Below are 17,641 nucleotides of genomic sequence, written 5' to 3' on the forward strand. Positions count from 1 at the left end.
TGGATGTTTTATCATGACTGAACCATGGTGGAAAAAGGCTGTTGTCTATCAAATCTATCCAAAGAGTTTTTTTGACACAACCGGCAATGGAACAGGCGACCTTCCGGGGATTATCGCCAGGCTGGATTATCTGAAAGAACTGGGTGTCGATGTAATCTGGCTGACGCCAATTTACGACTCACCTCAGCGAGATAACGGATACGATATAAGAGACTACTATAAAATATATGAAGAATACGGAACGATGGAAGACTTTGACCGTCTTCTTGGGGAAGCACATCAGCGTGGAATCAAGCTGATCATGGACATCGTTGTGAACCACTCATCCACGGAACATGAGTGGTTTCAGGATGCCAGGAAGTCAAAAGAGAGTCCTTACCGTAATTATTATATTTGGAAGGATCCAAAGGAAGATGGCAGCGAACCAACTAACTGGGAATCCAAATTTGGCGGGAATGCCTGGGAGTACGATGAAGCAACAGGTCAATATTATCTTCACTTATTCGATGTGACCCAGGCGGATTTGAACTGGGAGAATGAACAGCTCCGCAACGATGTATATGAAATGATGGATTATTGGTTCAAGAAGGGAGTCGATGGTTTCAGGCTTGATGTCATCAACTTGATCTCCAAAGACCAAGACTTCCCGGATGATGACGGCTCCGTGCCGCCGGGGGATGGCCGGAAATTTTACACAGACGGCCCGAAGATCCATGAATATTTGCAGGAAATGAACCGTGAGGTCTTTTCGAAATATGACAGCATGACCGTTGGAGAGATGTCCTCCACAACAATCGAAAACTGCATAAAATACTCGAATCCGGAACGAAACGAATTAAGCATGACGTTCAACTTCCATCATTTAAAAGTCGATTATAAAAATGGTGACAAGTGGACTCTTGCAGATTTTGACTTCCTTGCATTGAAGCAGATTCTATCAACATGGCAATCCGAAATGCATAAAGGCGGCGGCTGGAACGCGTTATTCTGGTGCAACCATGACCAGCCGAGAGTTGTGTCCCGCTATGGAAATGATGGTGAATACCACCGGGAGTCCGCGAAGATGCTGGCAACCGCAATCCACATGATGCAAGGTACACCATATATTTATCAGGGTGAAGAAATCGGGATGACGAATCCTTATTTTGATAAAATTGAAGACTATCGAGATGTAGAATCATTAAATATGTACAAATTAAAGCAGGCAGAAGGTATGCCTGAAAAAGAAATCCTCGAGATTTTGCAAAGCAAGTCCCGGGACAACTCACGCACTCCTGTCCAATGGAATGCAGAACAACATGCAGGTTTTACAAAAGGCACTCCCTGGATCGATGTAGCGAAGAATTATCAGACTGTGAATGTTGAAAAAGCGCTTGCTGATGAGAATTCGGTATTTTACCACTATAAGAAGCTGATACAGCTGCGAAAACAGTATGACATCATCACTTATGGTGATTACGAGCTGATTCTTGAAGAAAATCGAGAAATCTTCGCTTATATAAGAAACGGCGAGGATGAAAAACTGCTTGTCGTAAACAATTTTTACGGGGAAGAAACAGTATTTGAACTTCCAGAGTCAATCACACTCGATGGTTTTAAGGCGAAAATCCTGCTTTCAAACTATAAGGATTCTGGGAAGGATGTTGCACGAATCGACCTACGTCCTTTTGAATCAATTGTTTATCATTTAACGAAATAACCTTTTTGTGGAGGCTGAGATGCCTCCACTTTTTTTACTTAATTTGTTAAAAGTAGTGATTATCTAAGATTTCGTAGTGATTATTGCAAAAAACGTAGTGATTATGGTTTGTTTCGTAGTGATTGTGCTAAAAAACGTAGTGATTCTGCCTGATTCTGTAGTGATTCCAATATAAACCCATAAAAATTTGCAAGCAATTCACTTTTTACCAGTATGCTGTAGCATGTTTGACCACTATTTCAAGGTGGAAAATACTAATATACCAATCCAAAACGAAATGAGGTCTGCAAAATGATCCAAATTCAATCAAATATAGAAGGAAAAGAGCTTACAGTAGGAGAGTTAAAACAAAAACTGGAGCCGATGGGCTTTACGGTCAATGGAAACTGGGAGTATGACCATGCCTATTTCGATTACAAGATGAATGATGATCATGGCGACCAACAATATGTGCGGATTCCTTTCCAATCCACTGGTGGTCCATTAGATGATGAAGGAACCCTCGTCCAAATCGGTACTCCATTCCTGCTCGATCATCAGTTCGAAACAGACGTTGATGAGGATGGGAATATTGGGGCGCTAAGCGGTTCATTCAACCAGTTCAAAGAGCCTGCTGACAAGGATGCGCCATTCCCGGAAGAATATGTCGAGCGAGGCAGGACGTTAATCAACAAGGCTGAGCAGGCATTGATTGGGCAATAAAAGGAAAAAGGCAGCTTCCATGGACATGTGGAAGCTGCCTTTTTAATTCCGGAATTTAAAGAATGGAATGCCGGTTTTCAAGAAGCTGGACAAGGAAACAGATCAAAATGCTATACTTGTTATCAAAGTTTTTAAATCGGAGTGTGAAGCAGGAAATGGAACAGGAGTTATATTATCAAAATGCATATTTGAAAAGCTTTTCCGCAGAACTGATAAAACAAGAAAAAGACGAGTCGGGGCGTTTATATGCGGTTTTGTCAAAGACAGCTTTTTACCCGACAGGCGGCGGCCAGCCATCCGATACAGGTACATTAAATGAGATTAAAGTGTTGGATGTCGAGGAGGTCGACGGTGAAATCCGCCATTACATAGAAACGCATTTGGATACAACGGATACAATAAAAGGCAGGATTGATTGGAATCGGCGTTTTGACCATATGCAGCAGCATTCCGGACAGCACATTTTATCTGCCGCTTTTGAAGAGCTGTTTAATTATAAAACAGTCAGCTTCCATCTCGGAAAAGATACATTGACAATCGATTTGGAAACAGACAATCTCTCCTTTGAAGAAGCAGCTGAAGTTGAAAAGCTTGCAAACAAGATCATCCTTGAAAACCGGCCGATCACCACAGTATGGGTCAATGAAGAGGAACTGAATCAATATAAGCTGAGGAAAGAACTTTCCGTATCAAAGAATATCAGGCTAGTCATCATACCAGACTTTGATTACAACGGCTGCGGCGGGACTCATCCGGATAGTACAGGACAGGTAGCATCGTTGAAAATTTTAGGCTGGGAAAGGCAGAAGAAAAAGGTTCGCGTAGAGTTTGTGTGCGGGGAACGCGTCCTGAAGCAGCTTGGCCGCAAGCATTCGGTCCTGCAGCAGCTCACTGCCTCGTTGAATGCACCAGAGCAAGACATGGTGGAGGCGGTTAATCGGATGCTTGTTCATCGTAAGGAGCTGGAAAAATCTCTCGAGGAGTCGAGGGACAGGTTGTTATCTTACGAATCTGCTGAGTTAATCGCTGAATGTGATAGAGATGTAGCAAGCAAGGTTTATAAAAACCGGAGCATCCAGGAGCTGCAGAAGCTGGCGCGTCAGCTTGTTTCTGAGGCAGAGGATCGGACCTTCCTGCTCGTTGCAGAAAATGAAGACAAGCTGCAATTTGTCTTTGCCCGCGGCAAGAATGCAAATGCTAATTTGAAGGAATTGACGAAGGAAGCTTTGCTTATTGTTGACGGTAAGGGCGGCGGCAATGAGTCCCTTGCCCAGGGAGGCGGAAAGCTGATGGACGGCGAGCAATTCGTTCAGCAGCTGATAGGAAAGATGAGATGAATTGTGAACATTTTTTGAAGTAAAAAGCCATTTTAAGTTCGAAAGTTTTAGTACATTAGCAGTAATTTTTTCGTTTTTAAATTAAAATTACGAGAATACAATAGAAAAACAGACTTTTTACCTATTTTTTACAGTAAGATTGGATATAGATGAAAGTTTTACCATTTAAAAAAAGGTTTAACTCCCTCATAATGAAATTCAACCAGAGAAATAGGGGGAATCAGAATGTTTGATGTTGAAAAAGGATCTGTAGAAGAAGCCATTATGATCCTGCAAAATCTCGGTTTAAAAGTGAATGAATACGAGAAAACGAATTCAATGATTCCAGTAGGAAATTATAAGGAATTATTGGAATTCACCATTGCTGTTGCCAGGAAGACAAGTGAAATCACTGACACTATTGACGAGATGATGGAAGATATAGAAGCTAGATTGTAAATATATATTGCAAGAGCAGCCCGCGGTGCTTCGGGCTGCTCTTTTATTTAGGCTGTTTTAAAGGTCTTTCTCTGTTGGAGACATAAATCCTTAGTCTCTATTTTAAAATCTAATTTTGGGTACTATCAATGTATTCAAATAAAAAGGATTGTCCATTTCGATAGAAACGCGGATCATAGACTCCCAGCTTTTCGCCATCATCGACAATCACGACAAATGGTGACCACTCATACAGTGTCCTTGCCTCCGGTTTTTCTTCAAATAAACTATTCAGGTTGGCATCTTCGGCAGAAGTCAGCTTATATTGCAGCTTTTTTTCAGAGAAGAGATTATCCTGGAAAATGGCAACTTCATTTTCGTTTTTGGTGATGACCGTATATGTCCATGGGATAAAGCCAGCCGAAAGAGCAATCTGCTCATATTCTTTTTCGTATTGGTTGTAGATAAGCCAGCCCTGGACACTTTGGACAATCACATGGAGAGCTATGAAGGCCCATGCGAATTTGAAATAGTAAGGACTTTTCATTTTATTGACCCTTGAAGCAATGAACGCCGTACCGATGATGATCCAAAACACAAAATCGATGATGGGAATAGTACCGAATGTAATTCTTATATTGGAAAACGGCTCAAGGTAACCTGTTCCCCAGGCGTTAAATAGATCGCTTGTGTTGTGGATCATGACCGCCAGCCAGCCAAGGAAAAATAGTTTGAGATCTTTTACCTTAAATAGAAGGAAAGAAAGTAAAATAAATAATGCAGCCCAGACTGGGGTCAGAAACACGGAATGAGTGATGCCTCGATGCCACATCTGGTAAAGGCCCTCGCTGTCCCAGAATTTCGAGATGACATCTATGTCCGGAATCTGGCTGGCACCGACCGCTGTCAGCAAATAAGCACGCTTTTGCGATTTTTCCATATCTTTTTTATCAACGGCGCCGTACAGGGCTAAACCGAATAAAGTATGAGTTATTGAGTCCATCCTACACCTCCTGAATCTTCATTATAATCGTAAAAGGAAAATTTTTAAAAGTTCTGATATGTAACTGCAGGATTGCAAACTTTCCGCCAGAAAGATAAGATTAACTTTATAGCAAAGAAAGTATAAATTTCCACTTCGAAAATTGTCCAGCTCCAGCGCCTAGCCCCTCGAGACGTTTGTCTAGTTTTGCCTCCTAGAAACTCCGAAACTTCAACTCCGCCGGCAGAAGCAAAAAGCGCTTCTTTGTCGGAGTCTCCAGTTTCTCCGTTTCTGGGCAGTCGGCTATACTTTTCGATTTCGGTCCGCCCAATGAAGTCAAAGAGCGACTTCACTGGTCGGTCCTCCAACGCTTGTCGGGGCTGACCAAGGCGCTTGCGCTTTTCTATGAGGAATTTTGCCTTTAACAGAAAGGAAACATTTAAACATGAAAAAATTAAAAGATGAAGTATTATCGCGCAGAACCTTTGCGATTATTTCCCACCCGGATGCCGGGAAAACGACGCTTACGGAAAAGCTTTTGCTATTCGGCGGCGCCATAAGGGATGCCGGTACTGTAAAAGCTAAGAAGACTGGGAAGTTTGCGACAAGCGACTGGATGGAAATCGAGAAGCAGCGTGGAATTTCCGTAACATCCAGTGTCATGCAATTCGATTATGATGGGGTAAAGGTCAACATTCTTGACACTCCAGGCCACCAGGATTTCTCGGAGGACACGTACAGAACGTTAACAGCGGTTGACAGTGCCGTGATGATCATAGACTCTGCAAAGGGAATCGAGGACCAGACTCTCAAGCTTTTCAAGGTATGCCGAATGAGGGGTATCCCGATTTTTACTTTTATCAACAAGCTTGACCGTCAGGGTAAAATGCCGCTTGAACTGCTTGCCGAACTGGAAGAGGTTCTTGGCATCGAATCCTATCCGATGAACTGGCCTATTGGCATGGGAAAAGAGTTCCTTGGAATATATGACCGATTCAATAACCGGATTGAGCAATTTCGTGTCGATGAGGACCAACGCTTTATTTCATTGAATGAAGAGGGCGAAATTGCTGGAGACTATTCATTAAAAGAATCTTCATTATATGAGCAGACATTAGAAGAAATCATGTTGCTGGACGAAGCGGGAAATGAGTTTTCCAAGGAGCGTATCGCAGATGGAACGTTAACTCCAGTATTCTTTGGGAGTGCATTGACGAACTTTGGCGTTCAAACATTCCTTGATTCCTACCTTCAATTTGCACCGACGCCACAGCCAAGAAATTCGACTGCGGGCGAGATAGATCCATTATCAGAAGAGTTTTCTGGATTTATCTTTAAAATCCAGGCAAACATGAACCCGGCTCACCGCGACAGGATCGCCTTCCTGCGAATCTGCTCAGGCAAATTCGAGCGAGGCATGACGGTTCAGCTCAGCAGGACAGGAAAACCGATGAAGCTTGCGCAGTCTACTCAGTTCATGGCAGACGACCGCAGCACTGTTGAGGAGGCTGTTGCCGGCGACATTATCGGTCTGTACGATCCAGGCACATACCAGATTGGTGATACAATTGTTTCTGGCAAGGAAGCCTTCCAATACGAAAAGCTTCCTCAGTTCACTCCAGAACTTTTCGTCCGGGTAACGGCCAAGAATGTCATGAAGCAGAAGCATTTCCATAAAGGGATCCAGCAGCTTGTCCAGGAAGGTGCCATCCAGCTCTTCAAAACCGTGAAGACGGATGAGTATTTGCTTGGTGCTGTCGGCCAGCTTCAATTTGAAGTATTCGAGGCGAGAATGCGCAATGAGTATAACGTTGAAGTATTGATGGAAAGACAGGGCTCCAAAATCGCACGATGGATCGAAGGTGACCAGGTCAATGAAAACCTGTCCAGCTCACGAAGCCTGCTTGTAACTGACCGGTTTGATAAAAAAGCATTCCTGTTCGAGAATGACTTTGCATTAAGATGGTTCCAGGACAAAAATCCTGAAGTTAAACTTTATAATCCGATGGATGCTTAATACAATTGAGCCGGCTAAACCAAGCCGGCTCTTTTATTTACAAAATAAGAATAAAATTCACTTCGAAAATTGTCCAGCTCCAGCGCCTAGCCCCTCGAGTCGCTTGTCTAGCTGCGGCTCCTAACTCCTCGAGACGCTTCGGTCCTGCCAATGAAGTCAAAGAACGACTTCACTGTCAGGCCCTCCAGCGCTTGTCGGAGTTGAACAGTCGCCTCCGCTTTTCGAATTGTCTAGTTTCGCCTCCTAGAAACTCCGAAACTTCAACTCCGCCGGCAGAAGCAAAAAACGCTTCTTTGTCGGAGTCTCCAGTTTCTGTGTTTCTGGGCAGTCGGCTACACATTTCGATTTCGGTCCGCCCAATGAAGTCAAAGAACGACTTCACTGGTCGGCCCTTCAGCGCTTGTCGGTGCTGACCAAGGCGCTTGCGCTTTTCTTACATGGGTAGAAGGTTGGATTTTCCTATATTTCTGATGGTATTGTTATAATCAAGAAGAACTAGTAAGTTTATCAGGAGGAACAGGATGGAAAAAGAGTGCATTCAATGCGGGCTGCCGTTTCAATTATTCGAGACTGGGTACCTTTTTATATTAAATAATGATGACTACAATTTAACTATACTCAATGAACGCTGGTCGATGGAAAGGTATCAATCATTAAAAGAACTGGAAGAGTTACTTCATGAAGCAGCCGCTCAATTGGATGATCAAACCAGAATAAAAGCTGGAATATCAAAGACTCCCGAACTTCCTTTAATGTCTATTAGCCTGACATCGTTACTAGCCCGAGTCCGTGACAGGGAAACTGTCGACTTAATTAATTACGGCAGGCTAGTCAGTTACCTGCAGCCAATTGTCAGCCTTAAGAATGGCGTACACCTTTATGGCTATGAATCCTTGCTGCGAACAGAAGCACCCCTGCAGGTCTCACCAGGAAAGCTCTTCAGGACTGCTCATGAAACCGGCATGCTCTCGTTGCTGGACAAACGGGCGCGAGAGGCAGCAATTAAATCCAAGAAAGAAAAAATACCAGCCGGAATCAAAAGTTTCATAAACTTCCTGCCATCAACGATCTATAACCCTGAATACTGTCTGCGGCATACCTTTAATTTAGTGAATCAATATCAAATAGATCCAGATGAACTCGTATTTGAAGTGGTTGAATCTGAAAAAATAGCGGATATCGCCCATCTTAAGAAGGTTCTTAATACATATAAGAGGCAGGGAATGAAAGTAGCGCTGGATGATGTCGGTGCTGGTTTTTCAACGCTTGAAGTGCTGGAAATGCTGAACCCTGACTATGTTAAGATTGATCGCCAGTATATAAACCATTGCGACCATGACACCGCCAACCAGGAGTTTTTGGCGAGAGTGATTGAACTGGCAGATAAGCTGGGCATAACGGTTCTTGCTGAAGGAATCGAGCGCAAAGAAGAACTGGAGTATTGCATGAAAATCGGCATCGATCTCGCACAAGGATATTACTTAGGAAAACCTAGTGTGAATGCAGAGTTTAAAGATGCAGTATTTTCAAAGTAAAAAGCAAACGAAAATAGTAAAAATTAAAACTGCCTAAATGATCGGCAGTTTTTTTCTTGACTTTTTAAACCTGAGATACTATATTAATATTATTCTATAACGCTTTTATGCATAAAAGCGTTTAAGTGAAAAAGTTAAAATGATGTGTTGACAGAAATAAGTAGAATCGCCATGGGCAGCAGGAAGAGACTGGATGGTTGCTGGAAATCCAGGCAGTGGCGGATTTGAATTACAACTGTTAGAAAGACACGGTCAATGAAGTGGGCAGACATTGTTGTTTGCCAATTAGGGTGGTACCGCGGAGCTCCTTCGTCCCTAAACGCAGAGGGGCTATTTGTATTTCAACTAATTGGAGGGATCGACATGTTTAACCATCAGCCTGCAACCGCAATAAAAACTTCAGAAGCCGCAGCAGTCATCCTGCTGCTTTTATCAGGAATCAGTTATGGAATGATCAAACTTGAATTAGTCCCGCACATCCCGGTGCTTCTCGGTATCGGAGCATTGATAGTTTACGGATTGATAAAAAAAATTAAGATGGCCGATCTTGAAAACAGCATGATTGAGGGAGCAAAAGCCGGACTTGGCGCAGTGATGATTTTTTTCTTTATCGGGATGCTAGTGAGCAGCTGGATCGCTGCCGGTACAATTCCTACATTGATCTACCTCGCATTTGAGATGGTTTCCGGGAAATGGTTCTACGGTATTGTTTTCGTCGTAACATCGATTATCGGATTAAGCATTGGCAGCTCGTTGACGACATCTGCAGTCATCGGCGTTGCTTTCATCGCCGTAAGTGAAACGCTCGGGCTCTCATCGGCGATCACTGCCGGGGCAGTGGTATCTGGTGCTTTCCTTGGTGATAAAATGTCGCCGCTATCGGATACAACGGTCCTTGCATCATCCACTGTGAAAGTGGATTTATTCGACCATATTAAAAATATGGCGTGGACAACCATTCCTGCCTTTTTAATTTCATTAATTCTCTTTGCCGGGATGTCGCCAGAGCTTGGCTCAGCGGATTTCACTAAACTAGAAGGCTTGCAGAATGCCCTAGTCGGGATGAATCTCGTCCACTGGTTTTCACTTATTCCCTTAATGGTTCTTGCTGTACTTGCAGTAAAAAAAGTATCTTCTATTCTGACACTTGGAGCCGGAACCCTTTCTGCGATGGCAATCAGCCTCTTCGTCGTTGAAAAGCAACAATGGGGCTCACTCCCGGGTATCTTATACTCAGGCTACAAATCACAAAGCGGCAATCAACAATTGGATTCGCTATTGTCCCGGGGCGGAATGGAGAGCATGTTTTTTTCTGTGTCACTTGTCCTTCTTGCCTTGAGTATGGGTGGATTACTGTTCAAGCTTGGAGTCCTGCCGGCACTGCTGCAAGGGCTTGCTGGCAGCCTGAAAAGAGTGCCTGTGCTGATTGGCTCAGCAGCATTGTCAGCTGTAGGGATTAACTTTTTGATTGGCGAACAATACCTTTCCATTCTATTAACCGGCAATACCTTTGCCGGGCATTTCGAAAAAGCCGGACTCCATCCTAAAAACCTCTCGCGTGTCCTGGAGGATGCAGGAACAGTGATTAATCCGCTTGTCCCATGGAGTGTTTGCGGAGTTTTCCTGAGCGGTGTCCTCGGAGTAAACACAGTCGAGTATGTTCCATTTGCGTTCTTTTGCCTGCTGTCTCCGTTATTGACACTGACAGCCGGATTCACGGGAATTACAGTTACAAGAATAGGAAGAAAAGCGGTGGCTTAAGCTGCCGCTTTTTTGTTCTTTAGGAAACTATAAAATTATTTAGTTGTGGATAACTACAAGTAGTATTCTTAATCCAGCTCCAGCGCCTAGCCCCTCGAGTCGCTTGTCTAGCTGCGGCTCCTAACTCCTCGAGACGCTTGTCTAGTGTCGCCTCCTAGAAACTCCGAAACTTCAACTCCGCCGGCAGAAGCAAAAAACGCTTCTTTGTCGGAGTCTCCAGTTTCTGCGTTTCTGGACAGTCGGCTATACATTTAGATTTCGGTCCTGCCAATGAAGTCAAAGAACGACTTCACTGTCAGGCCCTCCAGCGCTTGTCGGAGTTGGACAGTCGCCTATACTTTTCGATTTCGGTCCGCCCAATGAAGTCAAAGAACGACTTCACCGGTCGGCCCTCCAGCGCTTGTCGGGGCTGAACGAGGCGCTTGCGCTTTTTGTTTTGATCAATCGCTGTTTTCTTATGATTGCAAGGTTCTCACTTCCAATTAGTAGCTCAAAGTTTCAATAGATTATCAATTGTTTTAAAATGAATTGTATGGTTTCTTCCAAGTACTTCTTAATCCAAATGACGATTTTTCCTTTTGGTTGTGAAGGCAACGAAGTTACCAAAAGGGCCTTTGTTAAAAGTTGTTCTTAAACCATGCATATAGGATAGTTGCAATCTTTAACGCGCTTCTCTATATTTAGGGAGGTATTACTCGAAACCGTCCGGTCAGTCAGCTTGTTTTTCAAATTCATACATCGATCTTTGCCAGCCCCAGCACATAGCCACTCGAGTTACTTTATCCGGCTGACTATGGCGCTTGGGCTTCTCTTACCGAAAGGAGTATACATATGAAAATCAGCAATTTTTCGATTAGAAGACCCGTTTTTACAATGGTGACCATGTTTTTGGTCCTGATCTTAGGCGTTGTTTCTTTGATGAGGATTCCTTTAAAACTGATACCTGATATTAATCCGCCAGTTGGAGTGGTGGTGACCAACTATCAGGGAGCGAGCCCAGAGGAAGTGGTAGAAAAAGTAACGAAACCATTGGAGGCGAACCTCGCTACACTGCCGGGGATCAAGACGATGACCTCTACTTCCCAGGAGGGAGCCAACCTGATCCTGATGCAGTTTTCCTGGACAACTAATATAGATGATATCCAGGATGAAGTCATCCAGAGGCTCGATATGGCGCCGCTTCCGGATGATGCTGAAAAGCCGCGGTTCCTGAAATTCGATCCCTCTCAATTTCCGATTATCCAATTATCATTGAGCTCCGATCAGGATGAAGAATCGTTAAGGGAATTGGCCGAGGAGTTAGAACTCGAACTGACGAAGGTTGATGGAGTCGCCAGTGTGAACCTTTCCGGAACATCTGTTCAGGAAGTAAGAGTTGAACTCGACCAGGAAAAATTGAGGGCATACAAACTTAGCCAATCAGATATCGTTGAAATGATCAGGGCGAATGATGTCTCAATGCCTGGAGATACGATTTTAACAGATGGAAAAGAATTGACGACAAGAATCATCAGTAGCCTTGATTCGGTTGATACATTAAAGAACCTGACAGTGTTCACAAATCCAGTGACAAAACAAAAGGTAACGCTAAAGGATGTCGGCAAGGTCGAGTTAAGAAAACAGGATGACCGCACGATAACACGAACGAACCAGTCCCCATCGGTTCTATTAAGTGTCCTGCAGCAATCTGACGCCAATACTGCGGAGGTTTCAAAGGCCTTTCTTGATGAACTGGAAACATTGCTGAAAAGAGATAAATACGCTGGAATTAAGTCCGAAGTCCTTTTTGACCAGGGGGATTATATAAAAATGGCAATCGGCAATATTTCGAACTCCCTGATCGTTGGGGGCTTGCTGGCGATGGCCGTGCTGTTCTTTTTCCTGAGAAATGTGAAAAGCCCTCTGATTATCGGTATTGCAATTCCGTATTCAGTTATCTTCACTTTTGTATTGATGTTCTTTGCTGATTTTACCTTGAATATCATGACGCTCGGCGGACTTGCTCTTGGTATAGGCATGCTTGTGGATAATGCTATCGTCGTCATTGAAAATATCTATCGCCACCTTTCGATGGGTAAAGATCCTAAAACGGCTTCACGAGATGGAGCAAAGGAAGTCGGAGCGGCTATTACGGCATCGACATTGACGACAGTAGCTGTATTTTTGCCGGTTGTCTTTATTTCGGGGATTATCGGGGAGCTATTCACTGAATTCGCACTGACGATTTCATTCAGTTTGTTCGCGTCTCTTGTAGTTGCCCTGACAGTTGTGCCGATGCTCGCAAGCAGGCTGCTGAAAGCGCCAAAGAAAAATCTCGAGTCTAGAAGGCAGCGATCAAGCTCGATGAGAGGTTTGGAAAAATCCATCAGATGGGCACTTCGCCACAGATTCATTGTCATTTTGATTACCGTGCTGATGCTTGCTGGAGGCGGTTACGGCCTGACAACGGTTGGGACGCAATTTATTCCTGCTACAGACGAAGGCTTTTTCAGCATCCGGGTTGAATTGGAAAATGGATCAGCCCTGACCGAAACTGAAAAGGTCCTCGGTTCACTTGAAGAAGCGTTAAAAGATGAAGAAGACGTCGATGTATACGTCAGCTTGATCGGGACAACGCAAGAATCCTCCTTCAGAGGTACAAGGAATGCGAACGTCGGTGAATTATATGTAAAAATGGACGACCTTAAGGACAGGGAAATCAGCACGTTCAAGTTCGTCGATGATAATAAGAAGGAACTGGAGCAGGCTGCTGCAAAAGCGAACAGCAGCGCCGAGCTGAGTTTCAACCTTCAGTCAACGTCAGGATCGGCACCTAATACCCTTACATTCAGCGTCCGGGATACGAGCGAGAAACGGCTGAATGAATCGGTAGCAAAAATTTATGATTCGCTCAAGGAACTTGACGAGGTCAATGAACTGTCGACGAGCCAGAATGAAAAAGTGGAAGAAGTCCAGGTAACCGTGGACCGGGAAAAGGCGCTTGCCCAGGGGCTTGCTCCTGCACAAATCGCCATGGTTGTTAACGATGTGACCAGAGGGAATATGGCCACCCAAATGGGCGGTGAAGATGGAGAAATCCTTGGGGTATTTGTTGAATATGACAGTGCCGTAACACAGAACCTGGATAAGCTGAAACAGCTTCTGATCAAGAAGCCTGATGGAAACTACGTCACGCTTGGCCAGGTAACCAATATTGAAACGGGCAGCGGTCCTGTTAAAATCCAGCGGATCAATCAACAGGATGCAGTCGAGTTTACGATGAAGTACAAATCTTCAACCAACCTGGGAGATATCTCTAAACAGGTAGATGAAAAAATAGAAGAAATGGATTTGCCCGAAGAAACAGAAGTAGTCTTCAGCGGTGACAGGGAGCTTCTGGAATCGTCGATAGATGATTTAGTGCTTGCTTTCATCCTGGCGATTATCTTGATTTATCTCGTGATGGCAGCCCAGTTTGAATCATTGAAATACCCGTTCGTCATCATGTTTACCGTTCCATTGATGGTTATTGGGGTAGCCGTAGCGTTGACTGCAACCAGGACACCAATCAGCTTGACAGTGATCATCGGGATTATTGTTTTGGCGGGAATAGTAGTCAATAATGCGATCGTAATTGTCGATTATATCAACCAGAAAAAGGAGCGAGGATTGAATCCCCATGAAGCGATTGTTCTGTCTGTGAAGGACAGGGCCCGTCCAATCCTGATGACTGCTTTGACCACAATTCTGGGTCTTATCCCGCTTGCGCTAGGCATCGGGGAAGGAACCGAGATCAATCAGCCTATGGGAATCACGGTTATTGGCGGTTTAATCAGCAGTACGTTCCTGACACTTTTTGTAATCCCAGTTGTATATAGTTTCTTTGACAGAGATTTTAGAAGAAGGAACCGAATGGTTGCAACGCCTGATGGACATTTAGTGCCAGCATATTTGCTGAAAGAACATAAAGGAACCGATTATGAAGCTGTTGAAGAACATTTAACAAGCCTTCAGCAAGGAAAGTATTCGAAAGAAGAAATGGCCGGAATGCTAGAAGAACTCCTTCAGCTCGTTAAAGAAGAGGGAGACTCACCAGCCAACCATGATTTAAGAAGGCGTAGATAAATATTTTAAAATGTGATGCCTGATCTGTAATTGATCAGGCATTCTTTTATTTCAAAATAAGAAAGCATAAAATTAACTTCGAGAATTGTCCAGCACCAGCGCTTATCGGGGCTGAACAAGGAGCTTGCACTTTTTTATAATAGTATTTTCTGAATAATCAGCAAAAACTTTTGCCAATGTAAGCGCTTATCGTTAAAATATAGCTAATTACCGATAAGGAGGACGAACATGGAGTACGGATATTTTTTTACTGGTTTTCCAGGGTTCATCAGCAATCAGTTGATACGGGAGGTTCTGCGAAAAAACAATGGCGAAGGAACAGTAAATGTATTGGTCCTGCCCTCAATGACAGAGAAGGCGAATTTCGAAAGAATGGCGATCATTCGTGATTTCGGAATTTCTGAGGACCAGTTTAGGATCATAGAAGGAGACATCACACAGCCTGGACTGGAAATTCATCCAGAAAAGAATGAATTACTGAAAGAGAGGGTTACACATGTTTTCCACCTGGCCGCCATTTATGACCTCGCAGTGCCAAAGGACATAGCATTCCGTGTTAATGTTGACGGTACAAGAAACGTCAATGATTGGGTCAGGACATTAAAAAATATCCAACGCTTTACGTACTTCAGCACGGGATTCGTAGCAGGGAAAAGAGAAGGCATTTTGTATGAAGATGAATTGATCAGGCCGCCTGCATTCAAAAATTTTTATGAAGAAACGAAGTATGAAGCCGAAGTTCTCGTTGATTCACTAAAAGCCGAGGTTCCTGTCACGATCATTCGCCCTGGGATCGTAAAGGGGCACTCAAAGACAGGGGAAACGATCAAATTTGATGGCCCTTATTTTATCATGAACTTTATCGATCGCCTGAGCTTCATGCCATTTTTGCCTCGGCTTGGCAAAGGGGATACAGTTGTAAATCTTGTGCCGGTCGATTATATTATTGAGGCAACTACCTATTTGACGTTCGCTGATAAAGGAGCGGGGAAGACTTATCATCTCACTGATCCGAAACCATATAAAGTATCCGAACTTTATGAAATGATGATGGCAGAGCTATTGCAGAAACAGCCAAAAGGTTCGGTTCCATTAAGTTTGGCAAAGGCAGGACTTAATTTCAGGGTTCTAAGAAGATATCTTGGGGTCGAAAAGGAAGCACTCGACTATTTTACCTGGAGAGGGAATTTTGACTCTTCACAAGCGCAGGATGACCTTAAGGGCTCAGGAATCCAGTGCCCGGATTTCAAGGAAGGCATTTCTGCCATGGCATCATTTTATCAACAAAACAAACATGAACCAAATTACCAAATTAACATTTTATAGGCAGGTGAATGAACGTGCATTCAGCAGGACAAGTACAAAAATTAACGGTTATTGCACCTGCGACAGGGGACGTTATCGCCGAGATTGAGGAGACGCCTGTCCATGAAGTTCCATTGTTCTACCAGAAAGGCAAGGAGGCATTCATAGTCTGGAGCAGCCTTTCGTTATCTGAGCGCATGGCTTATTTTAAAAAGCTTAAGCAGCTGATGGTCGATGAAATGGACCAGATTGCACGGACGATCTCAGATGATACGGGAAAGGTATTAACAGAAGCTATCGTAGCCGATATTATGCCTACGCTTGATGCTATTGATCATATCATCAAGCATGCAGAAAAGGTGCTAAGGCGCCAAAAGGTCAAAACGCCGCTTCTGTTGCTTGGCAAAAAATCTTTTATTGAATACATGCCAAGAGGTGTTGTGCTCGTGATTTCTCCATGGAATTATCCGCTGCAGCTTGCGATGGTTCCGATGATCAGCGCTCTGGCAGGAGGCAACACGGTCATTCTTAAACCTTCAGAGGTGACTCCCCTAGTCGGGAAATGCATAGAAGATCTGTTCAAGCGTGCCGGGTTTCCGGAAGGCACATTCCAGGTTGCGCACGGAGGAAAAGAAGTAGGGGCTGCCTTCACTGCAGGTAAGCCTGATTATATTTTCTTTACTGGTTCCGTCAGGACCGGGAAAATAATACAGCAGCAGGCAGCTAAGGACTTGATTCCGACGACATTGGAGCTTGGCGGCAAGGATCCAATGATCGTTTTTGGGGATGCCAACCTGGAACGGGCGGCGAAGGCTGCTTCCTGGGGGGCTTTTACGAACAGTGGTCAGGTCTGCATGAGCGCCGAGCGTTTGTATGTTGAACGCACCGTATATGATCAATTTTTAGAAATGCTGAAAAAAGAAGTAAACTCTCTGAAGCAGGGCACCGATGAAAATGCAGATGTGGGGTCCATGACATTTCCGGCGCAGAAGAGCGTTGTGAAAGAGCAGCTGGACGAAGCTCTGGAACGAGGAGCAAGGCTCGAAACTGGACTTATGCCGTTTGAATGGCAGGAAGGAATGTTCCTGCCGCTTACAGTCGTTACCAATGTCGAACAGAATATGAAAATCATCCAGGAAGAAACATTCGGGCCATTGCTTCCTGTGGTGCCATTCGATAATGAATCAGAGGCGGTATCTTTTGCAAACGGAACTGTTTTTGGATTGAATGCAAGTATCTGGACAAAGGATAAACAAAAGGCACGCCGGGTTGCCTCGAAGCTGGTTTCCGGAGCGGTCGTCATCAATGATGTTATCATTACCGTTGCCAACCATGGATTGCCATTTGGCGGTACAAAGGAAAGCGGCATTGGGAGATATCATGCTGAGGGCGGACTGAGGATTTTTTGCCATGAAAAAGCCATCATGGAGGACCTTGGTTTGATGAACGCAGAGATCCAATGGTATCCGTACAAAGGGAAATATCCACTATTCCTTAATTTATTTAAAAGTTATTTTAGTGATAAAAGAGATTGGCTTTCCTTCGCGAAGAACTATCTAGCATTGCTCAGAAGCAATAAGTGACTGTTCACCGTTTCCCGGCAAAGGGAACGGTTTTTTTTTGCTAAATAAGAAAGCGTGGTGTTCCCGGCAGGCAGAGCTTGTCGGGGGCTGAACATGGCGCTGGCGCTGTATTAAGGAATATATTTAACAATTTACTGGAAAAATGATAATTCAAAGCACTAATTGGACACTCTAAAATCATTAGGAGTGCGCATAGTTT

At 44.1% G+C, this 17,641-nt stretch carries 13 protein-coding genes; 10 read left to right on the forward strand and 3 right to left on the reverse strand.

Annotated features, from left to right (window positions below):
• The first annotated feature begins 13 nt into the window (after positions 1 to 13).
• From treC to M3204_RS02015, 4 genes are all read left to right on the forward strand, one after another.
• The gene (treC, locus tag M3204_RS02000) at positions 14 to 1,699 is read left to right on the forward strand and encodes an alpha,alpha-phosphotrehalase (protein WP_251477789.1); all 1,686 of its coding nucleotides are present in this window, start codon (positions 14 to 16) and stop codon (positions 1,697 to 1,699) included.
• Positions 1,700 to 1,990: 291 nt separating this feature from the next.
• Positions 1,991 to 2,401, forward strand: coding sequence for a YugN family protein (locus tag M3204_RS02005; RefSeq protein ID WP_251477792.1), 411 nt, complete (start codon positions 1,991 to 1,993; stop codon positions 2,399 to 2,401).
• Positions 2,402 to 2,508: 107 nt separating this feature from the next.
• Positions 2,509 to 3,738, forward strand: a complete 1,230-nt coding sequence (locus M3204_RS02010; RefSeq protein ID WP_251477795.1) for an alanyl-tRNA editing protein — start codon at positions 2,509 to 2,511, stop codon at positions 3,736 to 3,738.
• A 225-nt stretch (positions 3,739 to 3,963) separates the two neighbouring features.
• Positions 3,964 to 4,176 carry a hypothetical protein gene (locus M3204_RS02015; protein ID WP_251477797.1) on the forward strand — a complete coding sequence of 71 codons (213 nt, stop codon included), beginning with the start codon at positions 3,964 to 3,966 and terminating at the stop codon, positions 4,174 to 4,176.
• A gap of 109 nt (positions 4,177 to 4,285) precedes the next feature.
• Here the strand turns inward: M3204_RS02015 and M3204_RS02020 are convergent, their stop codons facing one another.
• Complete coding sequence (locus M3204_RS02020; protein ID WP_251477800.1) at positions 4,286 to 5,158, reverse strand: metal-dependent hydrolase; 873 nt, start codon at positions 5,156 to 5,158, stop codon at positions 4,286 to 4,288.
• 44 nt (positions 5,159 to 5,202) lie between these two features.
• On the reverse strand, positions 5,203 to 5,490 hold the full coding sequence (locus tag M3204_RS02025) for a hypothetical protein (protein WP_251477803.1): 288 nt from the start codon (positions 5,488 to 5,490) through the stop codon (positions 5,203 to 5,205).
• Between the two features lie 92 nt (positions 5,491 to 5,582).
• Here M3204_RS02025 and M3204_RS02030 point away from each other — a divergent pair, with 92 nt between their 5' ends.
• The gene (locus tag M3204_RS02030; RefSeq protein WP_251477805.1) at positions 5,583 to 7,154 is read left to right on the forward strand and encodes a peptide chain release factor 3; all 1,572 of its coding nucleotides are present in this window, start codon (positions 5,583 to 5,585) and stop codon (positions 7,152 to 7,154) included.
• Positions 7,155 to 7,329: 175 nt separating this feature from the next.
• On the opposite strand, the gene M3204_RS02035 is transcribed toward M3204_RS02030, so the two are convergent.
• Positions 7,330 to 7,536, reverse strand: coding sequence for a hypothetical protein (locus M3204_RS02035; protein WP_251477808.1), 207 nt, complete (start codon positions 7,534 to 7,536; stop codon positions 7,330 to 7,332).
• 139 nt (positions 7,537 to 7,675) lie between these two features.
• On the opposite strand from M3204_RS02035, the gene M3204_RS02040 reads away from it, so the two are divergent.
• The 5 genes from M3204_RS02040 (at position 7,676) to M3204_RS02060 (ending at position 17,442) form a co-directional block, all read left to right on the forward strand.
• Positions 7,676 to 8,689 (forward strand): EAL domain-containing protein, encoded by a 1,014-nt coding sequence (locus M3204_RS02040; protein WP_251477810.1) that lies wholly within the window; start codon positions 7,676 to 7,678, stop codon positions 8,687 to 8,689.
• 363 nt (positions 8,690 to 9,052) lie between these two features.
• Complete coding sequence (locus tag M3204_RS02045) at positions 9,053 to 10,450, forward strand: Na+/H+ antiporter NhaC family protein (protein WP_251477813.1); 1,398 nt, start codon at positions 9,053 to 9,055, stop codon at positions 10,448 to 10,450.
• Between the two features lie 831 nt (positions 10,451 to 11,281).
• The gene (locus M3204_RS02050; RefSeq protein ID WP_251477815.1) at positions 11,282 to 14,554 is read left to right on the forward strand and encodes an efflux RND transporter permease subunit; all 3,273 of its coding nucleotides are present in this window, start codon (positions 11,282 to 11,284) and stop codon (positions 14,552 to 14,554) included.
• Between the two features lie 228 nt (positions 14,555 to 14,782).
• Positions 14,783 to 15,880, forward strand: coding sequence for an SDR family oxidoreductase (locus M3204_RS02055; protein WP_251477818.1), 1,098 nt, complete (start codon positions 14,783 to 14,785; stop codon positions 15,878 to 15,880).
• 8 nt (positions 15,881 to 15,888) lie between these two features.
• On the forward strand, positions 15,889 to 17,442 hold the full coding sequence (locus tag M3204_RS02060; RefSeq protein ID WP_251477821.1) for an aldehyde dehydrogenase family protein: 1,554 nt from the start codon (positions 15,889 to 15,891) through the stop codon (positions 17,440 to 17,442).
• Positions 17,443 to 17,641: the final 199 nt, after the last annotated feature.

Origin of the sequence: Mesobacillus subterraneus (assembly GCF_023715485.1) — a bacterium.
Taxonomy (GTDB): Bacteria; Bacillota; Bacilli; order Bacillales; family Cytobacillaceae; genus Mesobacillus; species Mesobacillus subterraneus_B.

Excerpts from the sequence above, each read along its gene's own strand:
- treC (WP_251477789.1), top strand. The coding sequence starts at position 14 with ATGACTGAACCATGGTGGAAAAAGGCTGTTGTCTATCAAATCTATCCA.
- M3204_RS02005 (WP_251477792.1), top strand. The coding sequence starts at position 1,991 with ATGATCCAAATTCAATCAAATATAGAAGGAAAAGAGCTTACAGTAGGA.
- M3204_RS02010 (WP_251477795.1), top strand. The coding sequence starts at position 2,509 with ATGCTATACTTGTTATCAAAGTTTTTAAATCGGAGTGTGAAGCAGGAA.
- M3204_RS02015 (WP_251477797.1), top strand. The coding sequence starts at position 3,964 with ATGTTTGATGTTGAAAAAGGATCTGTAGAAGAAGCCATTATGATCCTG.
- M3204_RS02020 (WP_251477800.1), bottom strand. The coding sequence starts at position 5,158 with ATGGACTCAATAACTCATACTTTATTCGGTTTAGCCCTGTACGGCGCC.
- M3204_RS02030 (WP_251477805.1), top strand. The coding sequence starts at position 5,583 with ATGAAAAAATTAAAAGATGAAGTATTATCGCGCAGAACCTTTGCGATT.
- M3204_RS02040 (WP_251477810.1), top strand. The coding sequence starts at position 7,676 with ATGGAAAAAGAGTGCATTCAATGCGGGCTGCCGTTTCAATTATTCGAG.
- M3204_RS02045 (WP_251477813.1), top strand. The coding sequence starts at position 9,053 with ATGTTTAACCATCAGCCTGCAACCGCAATAAAAACTTCAGAAGCCGCA.
- M3204_RS02050 (WP_251477815.1), top strand. The coding sequence starts at position 11,282 with ATGAAAATCAGCAATTTTTCGATTAGAAGACCCGTTTTTACAATGGTG.
- M3204_RS02055 (WP_251477818.1), top strand. The coding sequence starts at position 14,783 with ATGGAGTACGGATATTTTTTTACTGGTTTTCCAGGGTTCATCAGCAAT.
- M3204_RS02060 (WP_251477821.1), top strand. The coding sequence starts at position 15,889 with ATGAACGTGCATTCAGCAGGACAAGTACAAAAATTAACGGTTATTGCA.